Source organism: Pseudomonas sp. P7779 (assembly GCF_013386315.1).
In the GTDB taxonomy this organism is placed as follows: Bacteria; Pseudomonadota; Gammaproteobacteria; order Pseudomonadales; family Pseudomonadaceae; genus Aquipseudomonas.
The window spans coordinates 64,680-87,111 of sequence record NZ_JACARZ010000063.1 but is presented as its reverse complement, the minus strand read 5'-3'; the positions used below and the strand labels follow the sequence as shown (position 1 = coordinate 87,111).

Sequence of the window (22,432 nt, the reverse complement as noted above, 5' to 3'; positions counted from 1 at the left end):
TCATAGCATCTTCGCCTAAACGCAGCCCTATAAATATCCGTCTGCCGTTGCTCATCCCTGTAGACACATACAACAGGGAGTTCCTCGATGTTTTTATTCAAACAACAACTACCAAGGCTGACGCTGGCGGCGGCGCTGGCGGCGGCGCTGGCGATGGGAGTGTGCACGACATCGGTGATGGCCCAGGAAGTGGCCGGCCAGGTGTTCACCTTCGATATCGCTGGCGGCCCGCTTGATACGGTGCTGCTGGATATCTCCCGGCAGACCGGGGTGATGATTTCGTTCAATCAACAGTGGGTGCAGGGCAAGCGCAGTGCCGCCATCCGCGGCGATTTGGGCAGCCTGCAAGCGGTGGACAAGGCATTGCAGGGCAGTGGCCTGCAAGTAAGCGACAGCGAACAGGGGCTGACGGTGCATCCAGCACCCGTGACGTCCACCAGCGTCGCACCGGCCGAGGGCAAAAGTACTGATTACCGCCTGGAAAAAGTCACGGTGACCGGCTCGGCGATTCGCCGGGTGGACGCGGAAACGGCAGTGCCGGTAACCATCCTGCGGGTCGAGCAATTGCGCGAGCAGGGTGTGAGCACCACCGAGGAGTTGATCAACCGCATTTCGGCCAACCAGTCTGCCGTTGGCTCCGGGCGTTCGGTGGGTTCCAGCAGCGGCGGTGCGGCGTATGCCGACTTGCGCGGGATTGGCGCGAACAAAACCCTGGTGCTGCTCAATGGCCGGCGCCTGAGCAACAACGCCGTCAACACCACCAACGGTTCCGGGGTGGACTTGAACACCATCCCGTTTGCCGCCATCGACCGCGTGGAAGTCCTGCGCGATGGCGCCTCGGCACTGTATGGCACCGACGCGATTGGCGGGGTGATCAACTTCATTACCAAGACCAGCCTCACCGGTGGGCAACTTTCCACCAACTACGATTCGCCCACACGCTCCGGCGGCGGCGACAGCCATAACTTCAGCGGCAGCTACGGTTTCGGCGACCTTGAAGAGGACCGCTTCAACGTGTTCGGCGTGGTCAGCTACGACAAGCAGACGCGCCTGGCGGCCAAGGACCGTGACTTCACCTACAACTACCAGCCAGGTCGCGGCCTGGATTTCACCTCCGGCACCGCCGCGCCGGCCAACTGGAGCCAGGGCAGCAACGCGACCAACCCGCTGGCCGGCTCCGGTTGCAATTCCCCCGGGCTGCTGTCACGCAATGGCATCTGCCGCCAAAGCCTGTGGAGTTACCTGGACCTGGTGCCGGAAACCGAAAAAACCTCGGCCTTTGCCAAAGCCACCGGCAAGCTGGCCGATGACCATACCGTCAGCCTCGAATACTTCTGGGCGCGCAACGAAAACCGCACGCAGATTGGCCCAGGCACCCTGATGGGGGCCCAGGTCAATCCGGGTACGCCTTTCTATCCGGGCAACGGCATCACCCCGGGCCCCACGGGGTTCGCCCTGGACCCGACACAGCCGGTAGACGTGAACTGGCGTGAAACCGATGCCGGCGCGCGCAAGCACGAAGATGACAACACCAGCCAGCGGCTGCTGCTGAGTTTCGAAGGTAATGTGGCGAACTGGGACTACAACGTCGGCGCGTCCTACAACCAGAACAAAGTGGTGCAAACCATTCTTGACGGCTATGTAAACGACCAGACCATCAGCCAGGGGATTGCCAACGGTGTGATCAACCCGTTCGGGCCGCAGAGTGAAGCGGGCAGGGCGTTGCTCGCCTCCAGCCGCGTCGATGGCGATTACGCCACTGCCGTGGGCCGAGTGAAGAGTATCGACGGGCGCGTAAGCCGTGAAATCGGTGACTGGTTCGGTGCGGGGCCGACGGGCCTGGCGCTGGGCGGTGAATATCGCAAGGAGGATTTCCACCAGGATTTCGCCCAGTTTGCCGAGACCGTGCAGAGCCTGGGCGTAGACCCCAATGGCGCGGTGCGCGGCAATCGCAGCGTGTCGGCCGAGTACGCCGAGGTCAACGTGCCGGTGCTCGAAAGCCTGGAACTGTCTGCCGCCGTGCGTCATGACAAATACAGCGACTTTGGCAGCACCACCAACCCGAAATACTCGTTCCGCTTCCAGCCGTTCAAGGAACTGGTGGTGCGCGGTGCCTACAGTGAAGGCTTCCGTGCGCCGTCGCTGTACGAGTTGTACAACCCGACCTACACCAGCTACACCGTGGCCAACTACAACGACCCGCGCCTGTGCCCGGGCGGCACCCCGGCCAATGGCGGGATCGGCAACCGCGACTGCGCCCAGCAGTTCCGCCGGCAAAGCGGGGGCAACGGCAGCTTGAGCCCGGAAACCGCACGTAACGTGACCTTTGGTTTCGTGTTCCAACCGATCGAGCGCCTCAGTGCCGGCCTGGATTTCTGGTGGATCACCATCGCCAACCAGATCGCCGAATTTCCTGAATCGTCGGTATTCGACGACCCGGATGCCTACGGCGACCGCCTGATTCGCAAGGCGGATGGCTCCATCGATCACATCGTTACCGGCCTTGCCAACCTGGGTAAGACCAAGACCAACGGCGTGGATGTGAGTTTCGACTACCGCTTCCCGAGCACCGCCATCGGTGACTTCGGCATCGGCCTGCAAGGCACCTACGTCAACGAATACAAATACCAGCAGGAGCTCAAGGGCGACTACATCGACAAACTCGGTGATTTCCGTGGCGGCGAGTTCTCCACCGCGGGCGCCGTTGCGCGTTGGCGCCACAGCCTGACCGGTACCTGGGCGCGGGGACCGCTGGGCGTCAGCCTGACCAACCGCTACACCAGTGGCTATCACGACTCGGACCCCGACACCCACGACTCCGTAGGCTCCTACAACGTCTGGGACCTGGCGGGTACCTACAACTGGAGCAAGTCCCTGGCCGTCACGCTGGGCGCGAAAAACCTGTTTGACCGCGCGCCGCCGTTCAGCAACCAGACCTATGCGTTCCAGAGCGGGTACGACCCGAAATACGCCGACCCGTTTGGCCGCATCCTGTATACCCGGGTCAGCTATAACTTCTGATTGTTCATCAGCGTCAGACACTGCTCTATAAAACAGGCGGATCCACTGCACCCATCCCGTAGGTGCAGCGGGATTCGCCGGTCCATAACCTTATTCCAAAACGGTATTTCCAGGCTTTTCATAAGACTCCTTATGATCACGTCATAACTCGTTATGACAAGTGGTCCTGATGAACGAATCAACCGTCGCCTTATCCCCTCTGTCCAGCGTTCCGCTGCATGCCCAACTGCGGGACCTGCTGCGCAGCCGCATCCTTGATGGTGAGTACGCGCCGAACACCCAGATGCCTTCCGAGAGCGAACTGGGCACGCGCTTCAAAGTAAGCCGCATCACCGTGCGCCAGGCCCTGGGTGATCTGCAAAAGGAAGGCCTGATCTACAAGATCCACGGCAAAGGCACCTTTGTTTCCAAACCCAAGGCTTATCAGAACGTCAGCACCCTGCAGGGGTTGGGCGAGTCCATGACCGAGCGCGGCTATGAAGTGATCAACCGCCTGCGCAGCTACCGCTTCGTGCCCGCCGACAAGCTGGTGGCCGAGCGCCTGGGCGTGGAGGAGGGCAGCACTGTCGCGCAGATCAAGCGGGTACGGCTGATCAACCGCGAGCCGGTGTCGCTGGAAATCACCTACCTCAGCCAGGCCCTGGGCGAACGCCTGGAAAACGCCGACCTGGTAACCCGCGACATCTTCCTGATCCTGGAGAACGACTGTGGCTTGCAACTGGGTCACGCCGACGTGGCGATTGACGCGGTACTCGCCGACAGCGAGCTGACCCAGGCGCTGAACGTCGAGGCCGGCTCGCCGATCATGCGCATCGAACGCCTGACCCACACCGCAGACGGACAGCCCGTGGACTTCGAACACCTGTATTACCGTGGCGACGCGTTTCAGTATCGCCTGCGCATCGACCGTCAGCGAGGTAGCCGCCCGTGAGCCGCCAAACCCTGGAACTGGAATACGACATCGTGGTGATCGGCGGCGGCACTGCCGGCCCCATGGCGGCGATCAAGGCCAAGGAGGCCAACCGCGATCTGCGCGTATTGCTGATCGACAAGGCCAACGTCAAGCGCAGCGGCGCCATCAGCATGGGCATGGACGGCCTCAACAACGCGATCATTCCCGGCCACTCCACGCCGGAGCAGTACACCAAGGAAATCACGATTGCCAACGACGGCATCGTCAATCAGGCGGCGGTGTACGCCTACGCGACCCACAGTTTTGAAACCATCGAGCAGTTGGACCGCTGGGGCGTGAAGTTCGAGAAGGACGAAACCGGCGATTACGCGGTGAAAAAAGTCCATCACATGGGCGCCTACGTGTTGCCGATGCCTGAAGGGCACGACATCAAGAAGGTGCTGTATCGCCAGCTCAAGCGCGCCCGGGTCAGCATCACCAACCGCCTGGTGTGCACCCGCTTGCTGACCGACAGCGAAGGCGCGGTGAATGGCGTGATGGGTTTTGACTGCCGCACTGCGGACTTCCAGGTGATCAAGGCCAAGGCGGTGATCCTCTGCTGCGGCGCGGCCGGCCGCCTGGGCTTGCCGTCCTCGGGCTACCTGATGGGCACCTATGAAAACCCGACCAATGCCGGCGACGGCTACGCCATGGCCTACCACGCCGGAGCCGAACTGGCGAACCTGGAGTGCTTCCAGATCAACCCGCTGATCAAGGATTACAACGGCCCGGCGTGCGCCTATGTCACCGGCCCCTTGGGCGGCTACACCGCCAACAACAAGGGTGAACGCTTCATCGAGTGCGACTACTGGAGCGGGCAGATGATGTGGGAGTTCCACCAGGAACTGGAAAGCGGCAACGGCCCGGTGTTCCTCAAGCTCGATCACCTGGCGGAGGAAACCATCCAGAACATCGAGCAGATCCTGCACAGCAACGAGCGCCCCAGCCGTGGGCAGTTCCACGCCAACCGGGGCACCGACTACCGCAGCCAGATGGTCGAGATGCATATCTCCGAGATCGGCTTTTGCAGCGGGCATTCGGCGTCGGGCGTGTGGGTCAACGAGCGCGCGGAAACCTCGGTCAAGGGCCTGTATTCAGCGGGCGACATGGCGGCGGTGCCACATAACTACATGCTCGGCGCGTTCACCTATGGCTGGTTTGCGGGCACCAACGCGGCAAGCTTTGTGGCCGGGCGCGAATTCAGCGCGGTGGATGCCCGGCAAGTGGCCGCCGAGCAGGCTCGGGTCTATGCGCCACTGGACCGCGAAACCGGTCTGCCGCCGGCCCAGGTCGAGTACAAGCTGCGGCGCTTCGTCAACGATTACCTGCAGCCGCCCAAGGTCACCCGCAAGATGGAAATCGGCTTGCAACGCTTCGCCGATATCGAGCGCGACCTGGACCAGATGAAGGCGCACAACCCCCATGAATTGATGCGCGCCATGGAAACCAGCGTGATCCGCGACTGCGCCGAAATGGCTGCCCGCGCCTCGCTGTACCGCGCCGAAAGCCGCTGGGGCCTGTACCACTACCGGGTCGATCACCCGCAACGCAACGACGCCGACTGGTTCTGCCATTGCCACCTGAAAAAGGGCGAGGACGGGCAGATGGTCAGCTTCAAGAAACCCGTCGAGCCCTATGTGATCCCGCTGGATGCCGAAGAGATGCAGGCTTACGACCGCCTGCGCGTAGGGGCTGACGCCGCCTGAATGTGCCCCCCCAAGCTCGCTCACCACAGGACACCGTGAAATGGCCTATCAGCCCCAGGAAATATTCTTCCGCTCCAACGCCCCGGTAACGGTGGACGAGGACAAGTGCATCGCCGAAAAAGGCTGCACGGTCTGCGTCGACGTGTGCCCGATGGACCTGTTGGCGATCAACCCGGCAACGCAGAAGGCGTATATGGCGTTCGATGAATGCTGGTACTGCATGCCCTGTGAAAAAGATTGCCCCACCGGCGCAGTCAAGGTCGAGATTCCGTACCTGTTGCGCTGAGACCTGCCGCAAACGCCATCCGCCAACCCCGGACGCAGCCCTAGCCACACCCCCTCGTTTCCCACCGCGCCAGACCGTGGCGGAGACGATTCCTTCAACCATGATTCGAGGGGAACTACCCAATGTTATTGCGCGCAACCCTGGCCGGCCTGGTGCTGGCTTCCTTGAGCCTGTCGGCCCAGGCACAAACGATCCGGGTGGCCATCGGCACCCAGGACACCACCATCAACTGTGCCGCGGGCGGGTTGCTGATCCGCGAGCTGGGGCTGCTGGACAAATACCTGCCGCACGACGGCAAGTACAAGGACGCGACCTACGACGTGCAGTGGAAAAACTTCACCAGTGGCGCGCCGCTGACCAATGAAATGGTCGCCGGCAAACTGGACTTTGGCGCAATGGCCGACTTCCCCGGTGCCTTCAACGGCGTAGCGTTCGAGGCGGCGGGCAAGCACAGCCTGTTCATCAGCGTGTTGTCGGGCAACATCAAGGGCAGCGGCAACGGCATTGTGGTGCCGGTCGCTTCCAGCGCCCAGTCCCTGGCCGACCTCAAAGGCAAGACGATTTCCGTGCCGTTCGCCTCCACGGCCCATGGCATGTTGCTGCGCGCTATTGCGGCCCAGGGCTGGGATCCGCTCAAGGACGTCAACATCATTGCCCAGGCGCCCGAAGTGGCAGGCTCGGCGTTGCAGGCCAACAAGATCGACGCCCATGCCGACTTTGTGCCGTTCGGCGAACTGTTCCCCAACCGTGGTTTCGCCCGCAAGATCTACGACGGCTCGCAATCCAACACCCCGACGTTCCACGGCGCGCTGGTGGACGAAAGTTATGCCAAACAGTACCCGGAAGTGGTCGTCGCCTACCTGCGCGCGAGTATCGAGGCCAATCAGTTGCTGGCCGCAGAGCCGGAGAAGTACAGCGAGCTGATCGAAAAAGTCACCGGCGTCGAAGCCGAGGTCAACTACCTGTTCCATGGCCCGCTGGGCGTGCAGACCCGTGACTTGAGCTGGAAACCCGAATACCGCCAGGCCGTGGGCACCGCGATCGACACCCTCAAGCTGCTGAAAAAGGCCGACCGTGGCCTGGACCTCAATACCTTTATCGATGACCAGTACATCCGTGCCGCGTTCAAGGCCTCGGGCCTGGACTATGCGGCGCAATTGGGCAACTACGCCCAGGCCCCGCTGAAGGCCAACGACGCCCTGAGCGGCGCGCCGATCACTGACTGGAAGCACGTCGCGCAAATCTGGGTCAAGGGTGAGCCCAAGGTGCGCGATTACGCGTCGGCCGAGGCGGCGTTCACCGCGCTGGACAGCCTGAACAAACAAGGCAAGGCGGTGCGCGCCGTGTATGCCCAGGCCGAAGACAGCGGCATCAAGCTGCTGGCGAGCCAGGCCTGGTTTGCCACCAACCAGCACGGCCAACTCAGTGCATTCCTGCTCAAGGGCCAGGCGCAGCAATTTGCCCAGGCCCAGGGCGGCAAGGTGTTCAACTTCACCGACGCCGGCGCGCAGGCCGTTGCCGGTCGCTGAGGGAGCGTGTTCATGACAAGCACCCCATGGCGCTGGCTGCCCAAGGCCGCTTCCTTGCTGTTGTGCCTGCTGTTCTGGCAGTTGGCGGCCAGCCAGCACTGGAACCTGTGGCTGGTGACATTTGCCAATGTGCCTACGCCGGGCTCCGTGGTGCAGGCTGCCCTGGGGCTGGCGGACTCGGGCAAGCTTGTGCGGCACTTGAGCGCAAGCCTGACCCGGGTGTTCGAGGGCTACCTGGCGGCCGCGCTGGTGGGGATCGGCTTGGGCATCGCGATTGGCCGCTGGAAGTGGGCGGAAGACCTGCTGTTGCCGCCGCTGGAGGTGATCCGGCCGATCCCGGCGGTGGCCTGGATCCCGCTGGCGATCCTGATGTTCCCGTCGTCGGAGCTGTCGATGATCTTCATCACCTTCACCGGCGCGCTGTTTCCGGTGCTGCTCAATACGGTGCATGGCGTGGAAGGCGTCGATCCTCGGCTGATCGCCTCGGCGCGCAGCCTGGGGGCAGGGCGCCGGGCGATCCTGCTGGAGGTGATTTTGCCGGGCGCCGCGCCGAGCATCATCACCGGCCTGGCGATTGGCATGGGCACTTCGTGGTTCTGCCTGGTGACGGCGGAAATGATCTCCGGCCAGTACGGTATCGGTTATTACACCTGGGAGTCCTACACCATCCAGAACTATGCCGACATTGTCGTTGGCATGCTGTTGATCGGCGTGCTGGGCATGGGCAGCAGCCTGTTGGTCAAACGTCTCGGCGCACTGTTCACTCCCTGGCATCGACCACGAGGTAAAGCCTGATGAGTCATCTTGAGGGCCGTGTCGACATACGCGGCTTATCCATTGTATTGGGCGAACAGCAGCAGGCATTCGAGGCGGTGAAAGCCCTGGATTGCAGGATCGAGCCGGGGCAGTTCGTGTGCATCCTCGGCCCGTCCGGGTGTGGCAAGTCAACCTTGCTCGGCGCGCTGGCCGGGCATCTCACGCCAAGCCAGGGCACGCTGGAAATGGATGGCCGGCCGGTTGCCGGGCCGTCCCAGCAACGGGGCATGGTGTTTCAGCAACACACACTGTTCCCTTGGCGTACGGTGCGCGAAAACGTTGCCTTCGGCCTGAAGATGCGCGGCGTAGGCAAGGCCGAGCGCCTGGCCGCCGCCGATGAGATCCTTCACCTGGTGGGCCTGGAAGGTTTTGCCGAGCGCTGGCCCAACCAGCTGTCGGGTGGCATGCAGCAGCGGGTGGAAATTGCCCGGGTATTGATCAATCGTCCCGGCCTGCTGTTGATGGATGAACCGTTCGGCGCGCTGGATGCCCTGACCCGCATGAAGATGCAGGCCTTGCTGCTGGACATCTGGACGCGCATCCGCACCACCGTGGTGTTTGTTACCCATGACATCGACGAAGCGCTGTTCCTGGCCGACCGCATCCTGGTGATGAGCCCGCGCCCCGGGCGCATCATCGAGGATTTCCAGCTGACTTTCCCAAGGCCGCGCAGCACCGAACTGATGACCACGCCGGAATTTACCCACCTCAAGCGCCATTGCCTGGAGCTGCTGCACCACGAAGATGGTCGCCAGTTACCACGGCTGAACCCGCTCGGGCTACCCAACGATCACCCAAGACCGCGATTTGCCATATGACCTATGAAACCGAAAACCCCGACATCCAAGCCCTGCGCCCGCGGCTGCAAGCGCCGGATGCCGGCATGCGCCGGATCGCCCTGATTGACTTGGCTGACCTGGAAGACCCCGACGGCCTGGTGTGGCTGGTGGACAGCCTGCGCCACGACCCGGCCACCGACGTGCGCGCCCAGGCTGCCAGCCTGCTGGAGGCGTGGGAAGAAGACGCAGTGGTCGAGGCGCTGTGCCAGGCGCTGACCGACACTGAAGCGTCGGTACGTGATGCCGCCGCCCAGAGCTTGAGCGTACTCAAGTCGACGCAGGCGGGCCGGCTGTTATTGCCATGGGCCACCCACGCCGACGTCAGCGTGCGCACGGCAATCTTCCGTGCCCTGCGCGAGTTGCGCCTTGAAGCGGCGGCGCCGTCGGCAATGCTGGCGCTGAGCGATACCGATGCGGGGGTGCGCCGCGAAGCGGTCGGTGTGCTCGGCTGGCTCAAGCACCTGCCGGCATTGGACGCCCTGGCGAGGTTGGCCAGCAGCGATCCGGACACCGAGGTCCGGCGTGCCGCCACCGGCGCCCTCGGCCTGGCCAGTGATGAGCGGGTACTGCCGGCGCTGTATGAAGCGTTGCAGGACGCCACCTGGCAAGTACGGGAAGAGGCCGCGACCACCTTGGGCAAAGTCGGTAGCACCCGCGCGGGCGACGCCTTGATCACGGCGCTGGCCGATGACTACTGGCAAGTCCGCCTGCGCGCTACCCGCAGCCTTGGGCGCCTGCGGTATGCACCGGCGTTGTCGGCGCTGCTCCTGACGTTGGGCCACAGCATCAGCAACCTGCGCAAGGAAGCCGCCCTGGCGCTGGGCGAGTTGGGCGACCGACAGGCCCTTGGCCCGCTGCGTGATGCGGCCGACGATGGCGACCCGGAAGTACGCAAGGCGGTGCGCATTGCCCTGGCACAACTGCAATGAACTGTGCACCGAACGGCATTGGCCGCGATGATGATGGGCGCTTGAGGCTGGAATGGCGCGACGGCGTGCAATGGATCGACCACGCTCGCCTGCGCCGTGAATGCCCGTGCTCGCAGTGCCGGGCCTTTCGGTTGAGAGGCACGCCGCCGCTGGTGTCGGACCGTGTTCGGGTGCTGGAGGTCCATCCTCAGGGGTATGGCGTGCAGTTGATCTTCAGCGATGGGCACCAGCGGGGGATTTACCCGTGGGCTTATTTGGCAGCAATGGGGCTCCAGACCGGGGCGCCAATCTCCGCTGGTCAGGTGCGCGACTGAGGTTGCAGGTGTGCCGGCAGGCGGCGCAGCGTCCACCACACCGTCAGCATCGCTGCCACGGCGCTGAGGGCGATGCCGATCAACATCGGCGCCGGTGTGTGGTCTGCGAACAGGCCGGCCAGGGACATGGCTACGGCGGCGGTGATCATCTGGATCGCGCCCAACAGCGCCGAGGCCGAACCGGCCACGGCACCGTGATCTTCCAGGGACAACACGCCGGCCGCCGGCAACAGCAAGCCGAGAAAGCCAAAGCCAATAAACAGCAGGGCCATCATTAACGGCAGGCTGTTGCCCCACAGTGTGGTAAGTGCCAGCAAGGTCATGACGGTCGCCACGCCCGCCACCGACCAGCGAATCAACGGCGCGAGGCCGAAGCGTGCACTCAAGCGCGCGGTCAACTGGCTCAGGGCAAAAAACGACGCCGCGTTGAGGGCAAAGCACAGGCTGAATTGCGTTGGCGTGAGCCCGTAGTACTCGATGTAAACGAATGGCGCGCTGCCGATGAACACGAAAAACGTCGCAAGGCCAAAACCGCCCACTACCGACAACCCGGTAAACACCGGATCACGCAGCAACGCACCGTAGCTGCCGAACGCATTGCCCAGGGTCTTGCCCAGGCGGCGTTCGGCGGGGTGGGTTTCCGGCAATTGCACGGCGGTCATGATCAGGCACAGCACTGCGGCCACACCCAGTACCCAAAACACTTCGCGCCAGCTCCACACTGCAATGATCACGCTGCCGGCCAGCGGTGCGAGAATCGGTGAAATGCTCACCACCAGCATCAGCAACGCCATCAAGCGCGCGGCTTCATGGCCGGTGTACAAGTCACGCACAATCGCCCGTGGAATCACCATCCCGGCGCAGGCGCCAAAGGCCTGCAACGCCCGGAAGCCGATCAGCACCTCGATGGAGGGGGCGAGGGCGCAACCAATGCTGGCCACGATGAAAATCGCCAGGCCGGCATAGATCGGCGGCTTGCGCCCGAACACATCGCTGATCGGGCCGTAGAACAGCTGGCACACACCGATGATCATGAAGAACACCGTCAGGCTCATCTGCACCGCGGCAGGCGAGGCATGCAGGCTGGCGCCGAGTGTCGGCAACGCCGGCAGGTAGCTGTCGATGGCAAACGGGCCGACGGCGGTGATCAACCCCAGCAGCAGGGCGAGGTGGGCGATACTTCGAGACATGGTGGTTCCGGGCGGCGGTAAAAAAGAGGGGCCAGCTTAGTGATCGCCCTCGGCGCATACAAGCCGGTGTTTACAGACTCGCTACATAGTCACCAGCGGCAGGGTGTCGTGAATAGGCAATTGATACGGGAGATAGACGTAAAGTATTGATTTAACTCAACTAAATATCCATTTAGTCGAGTTGGATATTTCGCGAATTTAAGGCTGGGCGAGGGCGGTCGCTCGGCGCTCACTGATGCGTTCAACCGCCAGCATATGGTCGGTGCCCCATTGGCAAAGCGGCCCCAATGCCTGGGCCAGCGAGCGTCCGAAGGGAGTCAGGGAGTATTCGACCTTTGGCGGTATCTCCTTGTAGTCGATGCGCGCGATGATTTCATCGCGTTCCAGCTCCTTCAATTGCTGGATCAGCACCTTGTCCGTCACGCCGCCAACGGCGCGCCGCAGTTCGCCATAACGGTGAACTTCATGGGCCAGGTGATACAGGACCAACGGTTTCCATTTCCCGCCAATCACCGCCAGGGCGGCGTCGAGCCCGCAGTTAAAGGTGCTGTTTGACATGTTTTTGCCCTCAGGCTGGGTACTTACCAAAAGGTGCATACTATTCAAAACAATAGCGCAGATCTACGCTTGGGCCTCAACATTTGAGGGAAACACTCATGAACAGGCTCAACGGGAAAATCGCCGTCGTCACCGGTGGCAACAGCGGGATCGGCTTGGCCAGCGCCATACGCTTTGCGGCCGAAGGTGCACAGGTCGTTATCGTGGGACGCCGCCAGGATGAACTGGACAAAGCCTTGGTCCTGATCGGGCATGACGCGATCGCGATCCAGGGCGACATTTCAAACCTGCGTGATCTTGAGCGGGTATTCGCGCAGATCAAGGCTGACAAAGGTCGTGTAGATGTGTTGTTCGCCAATGCGGGCCTTGGGGATCTGGAGCCCATTGGTGCGATCACGGAGGAATCGTTTGATCGCACCTTTGGCGTGAACGTGAAAGGCACGTTGTTCACCGTACAGAACGCGTTGCCATTGATGAGCGCCGGTGGCTCGATTGTGCTGACAGGTTCGACGACGGCCTCGATGGGCACCGCAGCGTTCAGCGTCTACAGCGCGTCGAAAGGCGCACTGCGAAACTTCGCAAGAAGCTGGGCGCTGGATCTGCAAGGCACAGGTATTCGCGTGAACGTGCTTTCACCTGGGCCGACAACGACACCCGGTTTGGACAGAGCGCTATCAGGTACCGGCCAGAAGGATGCGATTGTCGATTCGATGGTTACGCGTGTACCGCTGGGTCGTATGGGGCAGCCAGATGAAGTGGCGAATGCGGCATTGTTCCTGGCATCGGATGAGAGCAGCTTCATGACGGGCAGCGAGATGTTCGTGGATGGCGGTTTCGCTCAGGTGTGATCCAGGCTCATCGACCAAATCGAGACAGGCTGGGTTTGGTCGATGAGGAGCGTGGTGCACTGGTTGAAATCTGGCTGGCACTGACCCTGATAACGGATCATATGATTGCGCATAATGTATATTATGTTAAATGACGTATAGCGCCCGGGATTTGCTTGAGCAGGAAATGCGCTCGAGTGGCTAACGCACCTTGCCCTTTCAGATCAAACCGACCGGCCATGTACTTGGGGACAGTCAGTGCCAGCGCGACGACAGCCAACACCAGCGGTAAAAGCGAAACCCACAGCACTGTATTCCAGCCATAAGCCGACAGCAGCCCACCCGACGAAAAAGACCCGACCGCCATCACGCCGAACACGATGAAATCGTTGAGCGATTGAACGCGTGCTTTCTCTTCATGCCGATGGCATTTCCAGCACCAGTGCGGACGCGCCCAGCAATCCAAAATCCCACCAAGCCCCAGCAGGATCAGCGACCCGTCGAATTGCAGTCCCAGATTGGCCGAGGCATTGCTAATGCCTGCAGAGGTGCATGGCCAATTCCGAGCGGACACCCTCCTCCAAGCTCTTCAGCCGTCGGCATCGGCAGTCTGTTGGGGCAGTGTTGAGATCATGGTTCTTCATGGGTGTCGAGTACCGACAGCAAGGTCGTCATCACGGGTCAATGCGCGCAGCGGCGTGCTCACCTGCGATGCTCAATACCATGCGGAATTTGACGTCGCCGGACTTCATCCGTTGGTAGGCTTCATTGGCCTGTTCGAAGGGCATCACTTCGATCCTCGGGCGTACGTCAGCCAGCACGCTGAAATCCAGGGTCCTTTCGTTTTCGTAGGGCGAGCCGGTGATCGAACCCAGCAGGCTGCGCTCACCCACGACCAGGTGGCCGGTCGACACCGGCAACGGATCTTTGCCCGCTCCAAGCAGAACAAGACGGCCTTGTGGTGCGAGCCCGGCCATGAGCGCCGATACGGTAGCAGGGGCGCTGATCGTACTCACGATGGCCTGAGCGCCGCCCATTTCCTTGAGCTTCGTCGCCGCGTCTTCTTCATGGGTGTCGATGTAGACATGTGCTCCGAGGTTCAATGCGTCGTCGGCGATATCAGTGCCGCGCCCGATGGCAACCACGCGAAACCCCATCCGGCGCGCGTACTGCAGGGCCATATGCCCCAGGCCGCCAATACCAAAGATGGCAACCGTATCGCCCGCCTGCGCACCGCACTTCTTCAACGCATTGAACGTGGCGATGCCGGCGCAAAGCAACGGCGCGGCTTCCTCGGCAAGGAGTTCGTCAGGAATCGATACCAACCCGGAGGCTCGCGCCAGCATCATTTCGGCATAACCACCGTCGCAAGTAGCGCCGACAAAGGGCTGATGTTGGCACAGCTGAAAGTGCCCCTGGCGGCACGGTACACATTCGCCGCAAGGCCCGCCCAGGCGGCCCACGCCCACACGCTGGCCGACTTTCCAGAGCGATGGAACGTGCTCGCCCAGCGCGGCGATGCGGCCGACCACTTCATGACCCGGCACACGCGGCGGCTGCAGTGCAGGGTCTGCCCCTTCGATGTCGCCAATATCGGCACCACAGATGCCGCAGGCCTCCACGGCAATCAGCACCTGCCCACTACCAGGGGCAGTTGTTGGACGGTTAACCAGCTCCAGAAAACCCGGTCGGGTGACTTGCATGGCACGGTATGTAGCGTTCATAGCCCTCGGCTCCTGAAAAGATAAAAAAATGGAAAAGTGTCAGGCCGAAACAACAACGAGTGCCGTCTTGCCTTGCGATCTCAGGTCAACGCTTCGATGGATTCAACGCAGCCGCACTGGCATGTTCAGTCAACGCCTTCACGCCCAGGCCGGCGGCCTCGACGGCCCCGGCCAAATAGCCGGAAAACTGCGGCGACCACTCGCTGGCGATGCCTGTCAGGCATCCCTGCCAGGGTCCCGAAGTTGCCTTGGCCGAGGGCGCTCGGGCATGCTGGGCCGCGGCATTTACATCGACTGCAGTGGCCGTAAGCGGGTCTTGCGCCCAGTCCTTGATGGCTTCGGCCTTGAGCGTCGCCGCCAGAGGGCCAAACATCCGGACCAGTTGCGCACGGCAGTGCGTGCGCAATACCTCGTCGGAGACCGTGCTGCGTACACGCGTCGGCACGCCCAGGAAGCCAAACAGCGCTGCGCTGCCACCCGGCATGGAGGCGTCATGGATTTCACCCAGTGGCCCACGTGCACTGCGGCCTTCACCGGACAACCCCTGCTCTCGCCAGAACGGTGTGTCATAGATGGCGACATACTTGGCTTGAGGTGCCATCCACGTCGCCGTTTCACGCCACTGCAGGGCCAGCGATGCAGGCAAGGCCGGTTCGAATGCGATGGTGCTTTCGACCAGTCGAGGCGGCAGCGCCAGCAAGACATGCTCGGCCTGCCAGGCACTGACATGGCCTGCGGCGTTTTCGCTCTCAAGCTCGATACAGCCATGGTGTTTGCGAAGTCGGCGCACCGTGTGGCCGGTGATGATGTTTGCCGGGGCGAGCTTATCTCGCAGGGCTTCGGTCAAGCGCCCCATGCCACCGGCCAGGCGCATGGACGCGGGCGAGTTCACGTAGCCATGCATGCGCACAGCAGGCTCCTCGGGTGAGCGCTCCACCATCATGTCGCCCTCCTCGAACTGCTCAAACTGCTCCAGGCCCAAGGCCTCCACCAGCCGGCCAAGCTCGTGTTGGTAGCCAGGCCAGAACCAGGTAGGGCCCAGGTCGAAGCGGTCGATGCCGTCGGTGTTCGCGCCAATGTGGGTAACGGCCTGGCCGGTGGCGTCGATGGACGCAATACGGCCGCCGAGGGCTTCCCTCCCCTCCAGCAACACATAATCGGTTATGCCCTGGCGTTCCAGCAGGTAGGCGGCGTACAGGCCGCTCAAACCGGCACCAACGATAGCAATGCGTACCGTGTGCTTGCTCATTCCTCTGCCGCCACATCGGCCAGGTGGCCCGTTTTGAGGTACAGGGTGGCGCCTTGGTCGCCAGCGTAGAGATTCGCAGACTCACCAGCAGGCAGGCGCACCCAACTGCCGCACTCGTATGCCTTTCCATCCAGCGTCACGTTGCCCGCCAGCACCAGCAGTTCAGCGCCATCAGGCAGCGTCTCGAAAATCGCGTCATGCGGTGCCAGACGTTGCAGACAGACCTGCTCCGTTTCATCACGGAACAGCGTGCAAACCTCGCGCCGGCCCTCCCGACGCCACGCGGCAGGGTCACGGGTATCAATGCGCACATGGCGCTGCTCGCGTCCCTGCATCTGCTGAAGCTTGACGAAAATGACGGCGCCCCCGGCGCTGGAGGGTTGATGGCTGGACCCGGGGGGATTGCGCAAATACCAGCCTGCCGGGTAGTCCCCACTCCCGTCGGAGAAGGTCCCCGACAACACGAGAATCTCCTCTCCCCCGGGATGGAGGTGGCGAGGGAAACGGGAGTCAGGGGCATACCGCACAAGGCTGGTGGCACGGGCTTGTTCCGCGCCCACGCGATCCAGCATCACGCGCTCGACGCCATCCTGGGGCGAAGCCACCCATTGACACTGCTGGGACGCCACGATGGCGCGGCGAGTGAAATCGGCATTGATCAGCATGAGGGTTATCCAAGCGGGGACAAAGACACCGGCCAACCCGTCCGTGGGTGGTCGGTGCTTATTGATAGGGCTTACTGACTGGGCAGCTGTTGATAGGCCTCGACGACGCGTGCCGAGTACGTCAGCGCAGCACCCGCGTTCAGGGCAATCGCCACACCGAGGGCTTCGGTGATTTCTTCAAGCGTGGCACCGTGCTCCACCGCCTTCTTGGTGTGAACGGAAATACACCCGTCGCAGCGCGTGGTCACAGCCACCGCCAATGCGATCAGCTCGTGGATCTTCGGTTCCAGATGCCCCGTCTTGACCGCCGAATTGTCGATCATCATCAGGCCGCGCATTACGTCGGGGTTTTGTTTGGCGTAGTCGCCCACGCGCTCCATCAGGGCGTCGCGGTAGCCATTCCAGTCTTGCATCATGGTCTTTCTCCAAAAACAGATTGAAGCCAGGTGTGGGGGCACGCCTGGCAAAGAACTCAGTGCGTCAGCGGCGCAGGTCAGTTACGGCCAGCCATGACACCGCCATCGACGTCCCAGACGGCGCCAGTAACCCAGCCCGCCTTGTCCGAGAGGAGGAAGGCAACCACTTCGGCGACATCCTGAGGCGTGCCCACACGGCCAATCGGGTGGAAGCTGTTGAAGCCTTGCAGCGCACTGTGTACTTCGGCTTTTGGAATGAAGCCTTCGTAGATAGGGGTCTGCACCACGGCAGGCGACACCGCGTTAACACGGATGTTCTTGCTGCCCAGTTCCATCGCCAGGTGCTGGGTCAGCGAGTGCAGACCCGCCTTGGCCATCGAGTAGGCCGACGACGGTGTGGCCGCGATCGCCTGCTTGCCCCACATCGAACCAATGTTCACGATCGCGCCCGGGCGGTTCTTGGCGACCAGGTTGGCGGCAACCTTTTGCGTGATGAAGAAGGTCGCTTTGTTGATCGACATGTACTGGGCGTAATCGGCTTCCGAATGCTCCAGGAATGGCTTGGGGAAGAACACGCCAGCGGCGTTGACCAGCAGGTCGATATCCGAATGCTGTTCGTCCAGGGTTTTGATCAGCGAAGCGACGGCGGCGTCGTTGGCCAGGTCGGCGGTCAGTGCCCATACCTGGCCCAGTTCAGCCAATTCCCGGCGGGCTGCTTCGGTTTTTTCCGGGCGGTTGCCCACGATGACTACGCTGCCGCCTTCGGCCAGTACGGTGCGCGCCGTCTGCAGGCCCATGCCGCTGGTGCCACCGACGACCAACAGCTTCTTGCCCTTGAATTGATTGCTCATCTTGAAAATCTCTCTGTGCGCCCGCCGCCAGGCAGGACTTGAATGGAAGAAAAACTATTGTTTCCAACGGCACTCGCATGCCTATGCGCTCACCCATCAAACAGATCAACAGTCGGCATGGAGGCGATTTTTCTCTTCTTCACGGCTGCAGACAAACGAGATAAAGTGTCAATCCCTGAAAGAAAAACTTTATCACCATGAAATCACCGGTCCATCTGAACGCCCTGCGCGCCTTCGAGGCCAGCGCCCGCCATCAGAGCTTTTCTGCGGCGGCGGTCGAACTCAACGTCACACCCGCGGCGGTCGGTCAGTTGGTACGCACGCTGGAGGAATGGCTCGGTAGCCCACTGTTTGTGCGCGGCAACAGTGGCCGGGCAAGGCTTGTGCCTACGGAAGTGGCCGAGCGCGCGCTGCCCGACATCCGCGCAGGTTTCGACAGGCTGACGCTGGGGATGGAGCGACTGCGGGAAAGTTCGATCACCGGCGTATTGACCGTGGCCGTGAGCCCGGCGTTTGCCGCCAAATGGCTGCTGCCTCGCATCGAGCGCTTCCAGGCGGTTTGCCCCGAAACAGACGTGCGCCTGGATACCAACCTCAAACCGGTGGATTTCGTCGCGCAGCGGATCGATATCGGTGTGCGTTATGGCACGGGGCGGTGGCCAGGGTTGAGCGCCGAAAAACTGATGGATGAAGAGGTCTATCCGGTGTGCTCACCACAATTGCTGCGCGAGCACTCGCGTTTGCAAAAGCCCAATGACTTGGCGCAGGAGATGTTGATTCACGACCTCTCAATGGATAGCCATACCGGTTTTCCAAGCTGGGAAACCTGGATGCAGAAAGCCGGGGCGAAAGACACCCGCTCCATGCGGGGCATGCAAATCAACAATTCCGCCGCCGTGTTGCAGGCTGCGGTTGAGGGGCGCGGCGTCGCACTTGCACGCAGCGTCATGGCCCACGACGACCTGGCAAGCGGACGGTTGGTGCGGTTGTTTCCAGACATCAGTGTTGCATCGGAGCTGGCCTACTACGTCGTTTATCGACCTGAGTGTGCGAGCTTGCCCAAGTTGGCGACATTTCGGGACTGGTTGTTGGCAGAGGCACAACAGACGGTAAATCACGAGCTTTGAAGATGATTTCCGGGGTCCGCGTGCCTTCCATACGGCACGACTTCGTTTCCTTTCGTTTTAGGGCCAAGCGCCCCTACCCAGCCCAACGTAACAAATAATTTCTAAAGTAGCTTTCATTATGAAAGTCACAATGCAATATTACGTATGTAATATTGCTCGACTGACGCAGGTGACCATGATGAAAAAAGCCAGCTTCCAGCCCATGTCCTGTCCGGTCGCCCGTGCTCTGGAGCACATTGGTGATGGCTGGAGCCTGTTGATCCTGAGGGATGCGTTCTACGGGCTGCGCCGTTTCGATGAGTTCCTCCAGAGCCTCGGGATCGCCTCGAACACCCTGACCCGCCGCCTGAACGCCCTGGTGACCCACGGTTTGCTGGAGCGGCGCCCGTACCAGGACAACCCGCCGCGCCACGAGTACCACCTCACCGAAGCCGGTCGGGAGCTGCGCCAGGTCATTCTCACGCTGATGGCCTGGGGCGCACGCCATGCCGAAGGCTCGACCAAGGTGTTTCTGGCCGATGAAGCCACCGGGCGCCCCGTGAAACTCGCGTTGATGGACGCCAACACCGGTAAACCCATCACCCGCGAGGGCCACCGGGTGCATGTCGCCGCCGACGCCGAACCCCTGACCCTGTGGCGCGCGCGAACCGGCCGGGCCTACGCCGAAAAAGACCAACTGGTCAGCCCCTTCCCCCACTAATACTCAATGAGGTCATTTCGCCATGGACGCTCCAGTCAGCGCTGTGCCCGAACCCACCAAAACATCCCGGCGCAAACAGGTGCTGCGCCTGGGGCTGCTGACCCTGGCCGTGGCTGGCGGCGTCTGGTACGCCAGCCACTGGTGGCTGGTCAGCCGGTTTGTTGAAGACACCGACGACGCCTACGTGGGGGCGGATGTGACCGTCATCAGCGCCAAAGTGCCCGGCTATATCAGCGAAGTGGCCGTGCAGGACAACCAGTTCGTGCACGCCGGCGACGTGCTGGCCCGCATCGATGTGCGCGACTACCGCACCGCCCTGGCCAAAGCCGACGGCGCCGTGGCTGCGCAACAGGCCGCGCTCGCCAACCTGGACGCCACCGAACAGCTGCAACTGGCGGTGATCAACCAGGCCAGGGCGCAGATCGACGCCACCGACGCCGAGGCGCAACGGGCCGGCGACGATCAAACGCGTTACCAGAACCTGGTGCGCAGCCAGGCCGTGTCGGTCGAAAGCGCGCAACGGGTCAACGCCGTGTGGAAGACCGCCCGCGCCGATCACTCCCGGGCGCAAGCCGGGTTGATGGCGGCACGCCGGCAAATCGACGTGATTGAAACCCAGCGCGGCCAGGCTCGCGCCGCGCTGCAACAGGCGCAAGCCGAACGCGACCAGGCCCAACTGAATATCAGCTACACCGAACTGCGAGCACCGGTGGACGGGTATGTGGGCAACCGCCGCGCCCGGGTCGGTGCCTACGCCGCGGCCGGCAGCCAACTGATCTCGGTGGTACCGGCAAAAGGGCTATGGGTAGACGCCAACTTCAAGGAAGACCAGTTGGGTCGCCTGCAGATTGGGCAAAGCGTGAGTATCCGCGCCGACATCCTCCCCGGCCGTGAATTCCACGGGCACATCGAGAGCCTGGCTCCCGCCACCGGTGCGCAGTTCAGCGTGTTGCCGCCGGAGAACGCCACCGGCAACTTCACCAAGATTGTGCAACGCGTGCCGGTACGTGTGCGGCTCGACAGCAATGACGCCGACTTTGGCGCCCTGCGACCGGGCTTGTCGGTGATGGCCAAGGTCAACACCCAGGAGGTGTTCGACGACCAGGCCAGCGCACTCAAGGCCCAGCTATGAACAGCCCGTTGCCCACCCTCAGCACCGCGCAAAAGGTCGCGGCCTTCGCCACCATGTGTGTGGGCATGTTCATCGCCCTGATCGACATCCAGATCGTGTCCGCCTCGCTCAAGGACATTGGCGGCGGGTTGTCTGCCGGTGCGGACGATACGGCGTGGGTGCAGACCGCCTACCTGATCGCGGAAATCATCGTGATCCCGATGTCGGGCTGGCTCTCCCGAGTGATGAGCACGCGCTGGCTGTTCGCGGCCTCGGCGGCCGGTTTTACCTTGACCAGCCTGCTCTGCGCGCTGGCCTGGAACATCCAGAGCATGATCGCGTTTCGCGCCCTGCAGGGGTTTCTGGGGGGCTCGATGATCCCGTTGGTGTTCACCACCGCGTTTATGTATTTCAACGGCAAGCAACGGGTGATCGCCGCGTCTACCATCGGCGCCATCGCGTCACTGGCGCCCACACTGGGCCCCGCAGTGGGAGGCTGGATCACCGACATTTCCTCCTGGCACTGGCTGTTCTACATCAACCTGCTGCCCGGCCTGTTTGTGACCTTTGCCGTGCCGATGCTGGTCAAGGTCGACCGCCCCAACCCATCGTTGCTCAAGGGCGCTGACTACATCGGCATGGCGTTGATGGCAGTGTTTCTCGGCTGCCTGGAATACACCCCCGAAGAAGGCCCGCGCTGGAATTGGTTCAGTGACAGCACCATCGCCACCACTGCCTGGATAACCGCCATCAGCGGCGCACTGTTTATCTGGCGCTGCCTGGAAATCAAGGAGCCGATTGTCGACCTGCGCGCTCTGCGGGACCGAAACTTCGCCCTGGGCTGCCTGTTTTCGTTCATCACTGGCATCGGCATTTTCGCCACCATCTACCTCACGCCGCTGTTTCTTGGCCGGGTGCGTGGGTATGGCTCGCTGGATATCGGCCTGGCGGTGTTTTCAACGGGGGTGTTCCAGTTGCTGGCCATCCCGGTGTACGCAGTGCTGGCCAGCCGTTTCGACCTGCGCTGGATCCTGATGTTCGGGCTGTCGCTGTTCGCTTTGTCGATGTGGGACTTCTCCCCCATCACCCACGACTGGGGCGCCAGGGAACTGCTGCTGCCCCAGGCCATACGCGGGTTTGCCCAGCAAATAACGGTGCCACCCGTGGTGACCCTGACTCTCGGTGCACTGGCCCCCGACCGGCTGAAACTCGCCTCCGGGCTGTTCAACTTGATGCGCAACCTCGGCGGCGCCATCGGTATCGCCGCCTGCGCTACGGTGCTCAACGACCGCACCAACCTGCATTTCCTGCGGCTGGCCGAGCACCTGAACATCCAGAACGAAACCATGAATGTCTGGCTTGATCAGCTTTCGGGCAACGCTCAGTCACTTGGGCAAAACAGCCTGGATGCGGGCCAGTTCGCGCTGCATCAACTATGGGCGCTGACATGGCGCGAGGCGCAGACGCTGACGTATGCCGATGCGTTCCTGATGATCATGGCGTGCTTTGTTGTCGCGGTGTTGCTGGTGCCGTTGATGCACAAGGTGCAGCCGCCGAAGCAGCCGTCCGCGAATGCCCATTGAATTTAAACGACAGGAGCCGCCACACATCAGGCGCTCAAT

Annotated in this window: 22 protein-coding genes; 14 read left to right on the top strand and 8 right to left on the bottom strand. The window is 62.2% G+C overall.

Annotated elements, in window-relative coordinates; genetic code table 11:
- Nucleotides 1-87: 87 nt before the first annotated feature.
- From HX869_RS18850 to HX869_RS18810, 9 genes are all read left to right on the top strand, one after another.
- The gene (locus HX869_RS18850) at nt 88-3,021 is read left to right on the top strand and encodes a TonB-dependent receptor (RefSeq protein WP_178903500.1); all 2,934 of its coding nucleotides are present in this window, start codon (nt 88-90) and stop codon (nt 3,019-3,021) included.
- A 169-nt stretch (nt 3,022-3,190) separates the two neighbouring features.
- Nucleotides 3,191-3,952, top strand: coding sequence for a GntR family transcriptional regulator (locus tag HX869_RS18845; RefSeq protein WP_008433419.1), 762 nt, complete (start codon nt 3,191-3,193; stop codon nt 3,950-3,952).
- On the top strand, nt 3,949-5,679 hold the full coding sequence (locus tag HX869_RS18840; RefSeq protein ID WP_003217648.1) for a fumarate reductase/succinate dehydrogenase flavoprotein subunit: 1,731 nt from the start codon (nt 3,949-3,951) through the stop codon (nt 5,677-5,679). Before HX869_RS18845 ends, HX869_RS18840 begins: the two co-directional genes overlap by 4 nt.
- A 40-nt stretch (nt 5,680-5,719) precedes the next feature.
- Complete coding sequence (locus HX869_RS18835) at nt 5,720-5,965, top strand: ferredoxin family protein (protein ID WP_003217650.1); 246 nt, start codon at nt 5,720-5,722, stop codon at nt 5,963-5,965.
- Between the two features lie 122 nt (nt 5,966-6,087).
- Complete coding sequence (locus tag HX869_RS18830; protein WP_178903499.1) at nt 6,088-7,494, top strand: ABC transporter substrate-binding protein; 1,407 nt, start codon at nt 6,088-6,090, stop codon at nt 7,492-7,494.
- A gap of 12 nt (nt 7,495-7,506) precedes the next feature.
- Complete coding sequence (locus HX869_RS18825; RefSeq protein WP_003217654.1) at nt 7,507-8,289, top strand: ABC transporter permease; 783 nt, start codon at nt 7,507-7,509, stop codon at nt 8,287-8,289.
- Entirely contained in the window at nt 8,289-9,128 is an 840-nt protein-coding gene (locus tag HX869_RS18820; protein ID WP_177037163.1) for an ABC transporter ATP-binding protein, read from the top strand. Before HX869_RS18825 ends, HX869_RS18820 begins: the two co-directional genes overlap by 1 nt.
- A complete protein-coding gene (locus HX869_RS18815) occupies nt 9,125-10,078 on the top strand; it encodes a HEAT repeat domain-containing protein (protein ID WP_177042048.1) in 954 nt (317 codons plus the stop codon). Before HX869_RS18820 ends, HX869_RS18815 begins: the two co-directional genes overlap by 4 nt.
- A complete protein-coding gene (locus HX869_RS18810; protein WP_178903498.1) occupies nt 10,075-10,392 on the top strand; it encodes a DUF971 domain-containing protein in 318 nt (105 codons plus the stop codon). Before HX869_RS18815 ends, HX869_RS18810 begins: the two co-directional genes overlap by 4 nt.
- On the opposite strand, the gene HX869_RS18805 is transcribed toward HX869_RS18810, so the two are convergent.
- Together HX869_RS18805 and HX869_RS18800 are read right to left on the bottom strand one after the other, a co-directional pair.
- Nucleotides 10,377-11,582 (bottom strand): multidrug effflux MFS transporter, encoded by a 1,206-nt coding sequence (locus HX869_RS18805; RefSeq protein WP_008433402.1) that lies wholly within the window; start codon nt 11,580-11,582, stop codon nt 10,377-10,379. The two genes, HX869_RS18810 and HX869_RS18805, sit on opposite strands and share 16 nt — an antisense overlap.
- A 198-nt stretch (nt 11,583-11,780) precedes the next feature.
- The gene (locus tag HX869_RS18800; RefSeq protein WP_008433396.1) at nt 11,781-12,140 is read right to left on the bottom strand and encodes a helix-turn-helix domain-containing protein; all 360 of its coding nucleotides are present in this window, start codon (nt 12,138-12,140) and stop codon (nt 11,781-11,783) included.
- 98 nt (nt 12,141-12,238) lie between these two features.
- Between HX869_RS18800 and HX869_RS18795 the strand changes: the two genes are divergently transcribed.
- Nucleotides 12,239-12,988, top strand: coding sequence for an SDR family NAD(P)-dependent oxidoreductase (locus tag HX869_RS18795; RefSeq protein WP_087692989.1), 750 nt, complete (start codon nt 12,239-12,241; stop codon nt 12,986-12,988).
- Nucleotides 12,989-13,109: 121 nt separating this feature from the next.
- Here HX869_RS18795 and HX869_RS31600 read toward each other — a convergent pair whose 3' ends face one another.
- The 6 genes from HX869_RS31600 to HX869_RS18765 all read right to left on the bottom strand — a co-directional run bounded on the left by HX869_RS31600 (nt 13,110) and on the right by HX869_RS18765 (nt 17,872).
- Nucleotides 13,110-13,541: a hypothetical protein gene (locus HX869_RS31600; RefSeq protein ID WP_256348845.1), complete on the bottom strand. Its 432-nt coding sequence runs from the start codon at nt 13,539-13,541 to the stop codon at nt 13,110-13,112.
- Between the two features lie 100 nt (nt 13,542-13,641).
- Nucleotides 13,642-14,691: an alcohol dehydrogenase gene (locus tag HX869_RS18785; protein WP_177022817.1), complete on the bottom strand. Its 1,050-nt coding sequence runs from the start codon at nt 14,689-14,691 to the stop codon at nt 13,642-13,644.
- An 85-nt stretch (nt 14,692-14,776) separates the two neighbouring features.
- A complete protein-coding gene (locus HX869_RS18780; RefSeq protein WP_178903497.1) occupies nt 14,777-15,940 on the bottom strand; it encodes an FAD-dependent oxidoreductase in 1,164 nt (387 codons plus the stop codon).
- Nucleotides 15,937-16,605 (bottom strand): cupin domain-containing protein, encoded by a 669-nt coding sequence (locus HX869_RS18775; RefSeq protein WP_178903496.1) that lies wholly within the window; start codon nt 16,603-16,605, stop codon nt 15,937-15,939. The genes HX869_RS18780 and HX869_RS18775 overlap by 4 nt, the downstream gene beginning before the upstream one ends.
- Before the next feature lie 71 nt (nt 16,606-16,676).
- Nucleotides 16,677-17,018, bottom strand: coding sequence for a carboxymuconolactone decarboxylase family protein (locus tag HX869_RS18770; protein WP_218172331.1), 342 nt, complete (start codon nt 17,016-17,018; stop codon nt 16,677-16,679).
- A gap of 80 nt (nt 17,019-17,098) precedes the next feature.
- Nucleotides 17,099-17,872: an SDR family NAD(P)-dependent oxidoreductase gene (locus HX869_RS18765; RefSeq protein WP_177042036.1), complete on the bottom strand. Its 774-nt coding sequence runs from the start codon at nt 17,870-17,872 to the stop codon at nt 17,099-17,101.
- Nucleotides 17,873-18,069: 197 nt separating this feature from the next.
- On the opposite strand from HX869_RS18765, the gene gcvA reads away from it, so the two are divergent.
- From gcvA to HX869_RS18745, 4 genes are all read left to right on the top strand, one after another.
- Nucleotides 18,070-18,999, top strand: a complete 930-nt coding sequence (gcvA, locus tag HX869_RS18760) for a transcriptional regulator GcvA (RefSeq protein WP_178903495.1) — start codon at nt 18,070-18,072, stop codon at nt 18,997-18,999.
- A 178-nt stretch (nt 19,000-19,177) separates the two neighbouring features.
- Nucleotides 19,178-19,699 carry a helix-turn-helix domain-containing protein gene (locus tag HX869_RS18755; protein ID WP_178903494.1) on the top strand — a complete coding sequence of 174 codons (522 nt, stop codon included), beginning with the start codon at nt 19,178-19,180 and terminating at the stop codon, nt 19,697-19,699.
- A gap of 22 nt (nt 19,700-19,721) precedes the next feature.
- Entirely contained in the window at nt 19,722-20,831 is a 1,110-nt protein-coding gene (locus tag HX869_RS18750; protein WP_178903493.1) for an HlyD family secretion protein, read from the top strand.
- Complete coding sequence (locus HX869_RS18745) at nt 20,828-22,393, top strand: DHA2 family efflux MFS transporter permease subunit (RefSeq protein ID WP_178903492.1); 1,566 nt, start codon at nt 20,828-20,830, stop codon at nt 22,391-22,393. The genes HX869_RS18750 and HX869_RS18745 overlap by 4 nt, the downstream gene beginning before the upstream one ends.
- Nucleotides 22,394-22,432 lie beyond the last annotated feature (39 nt).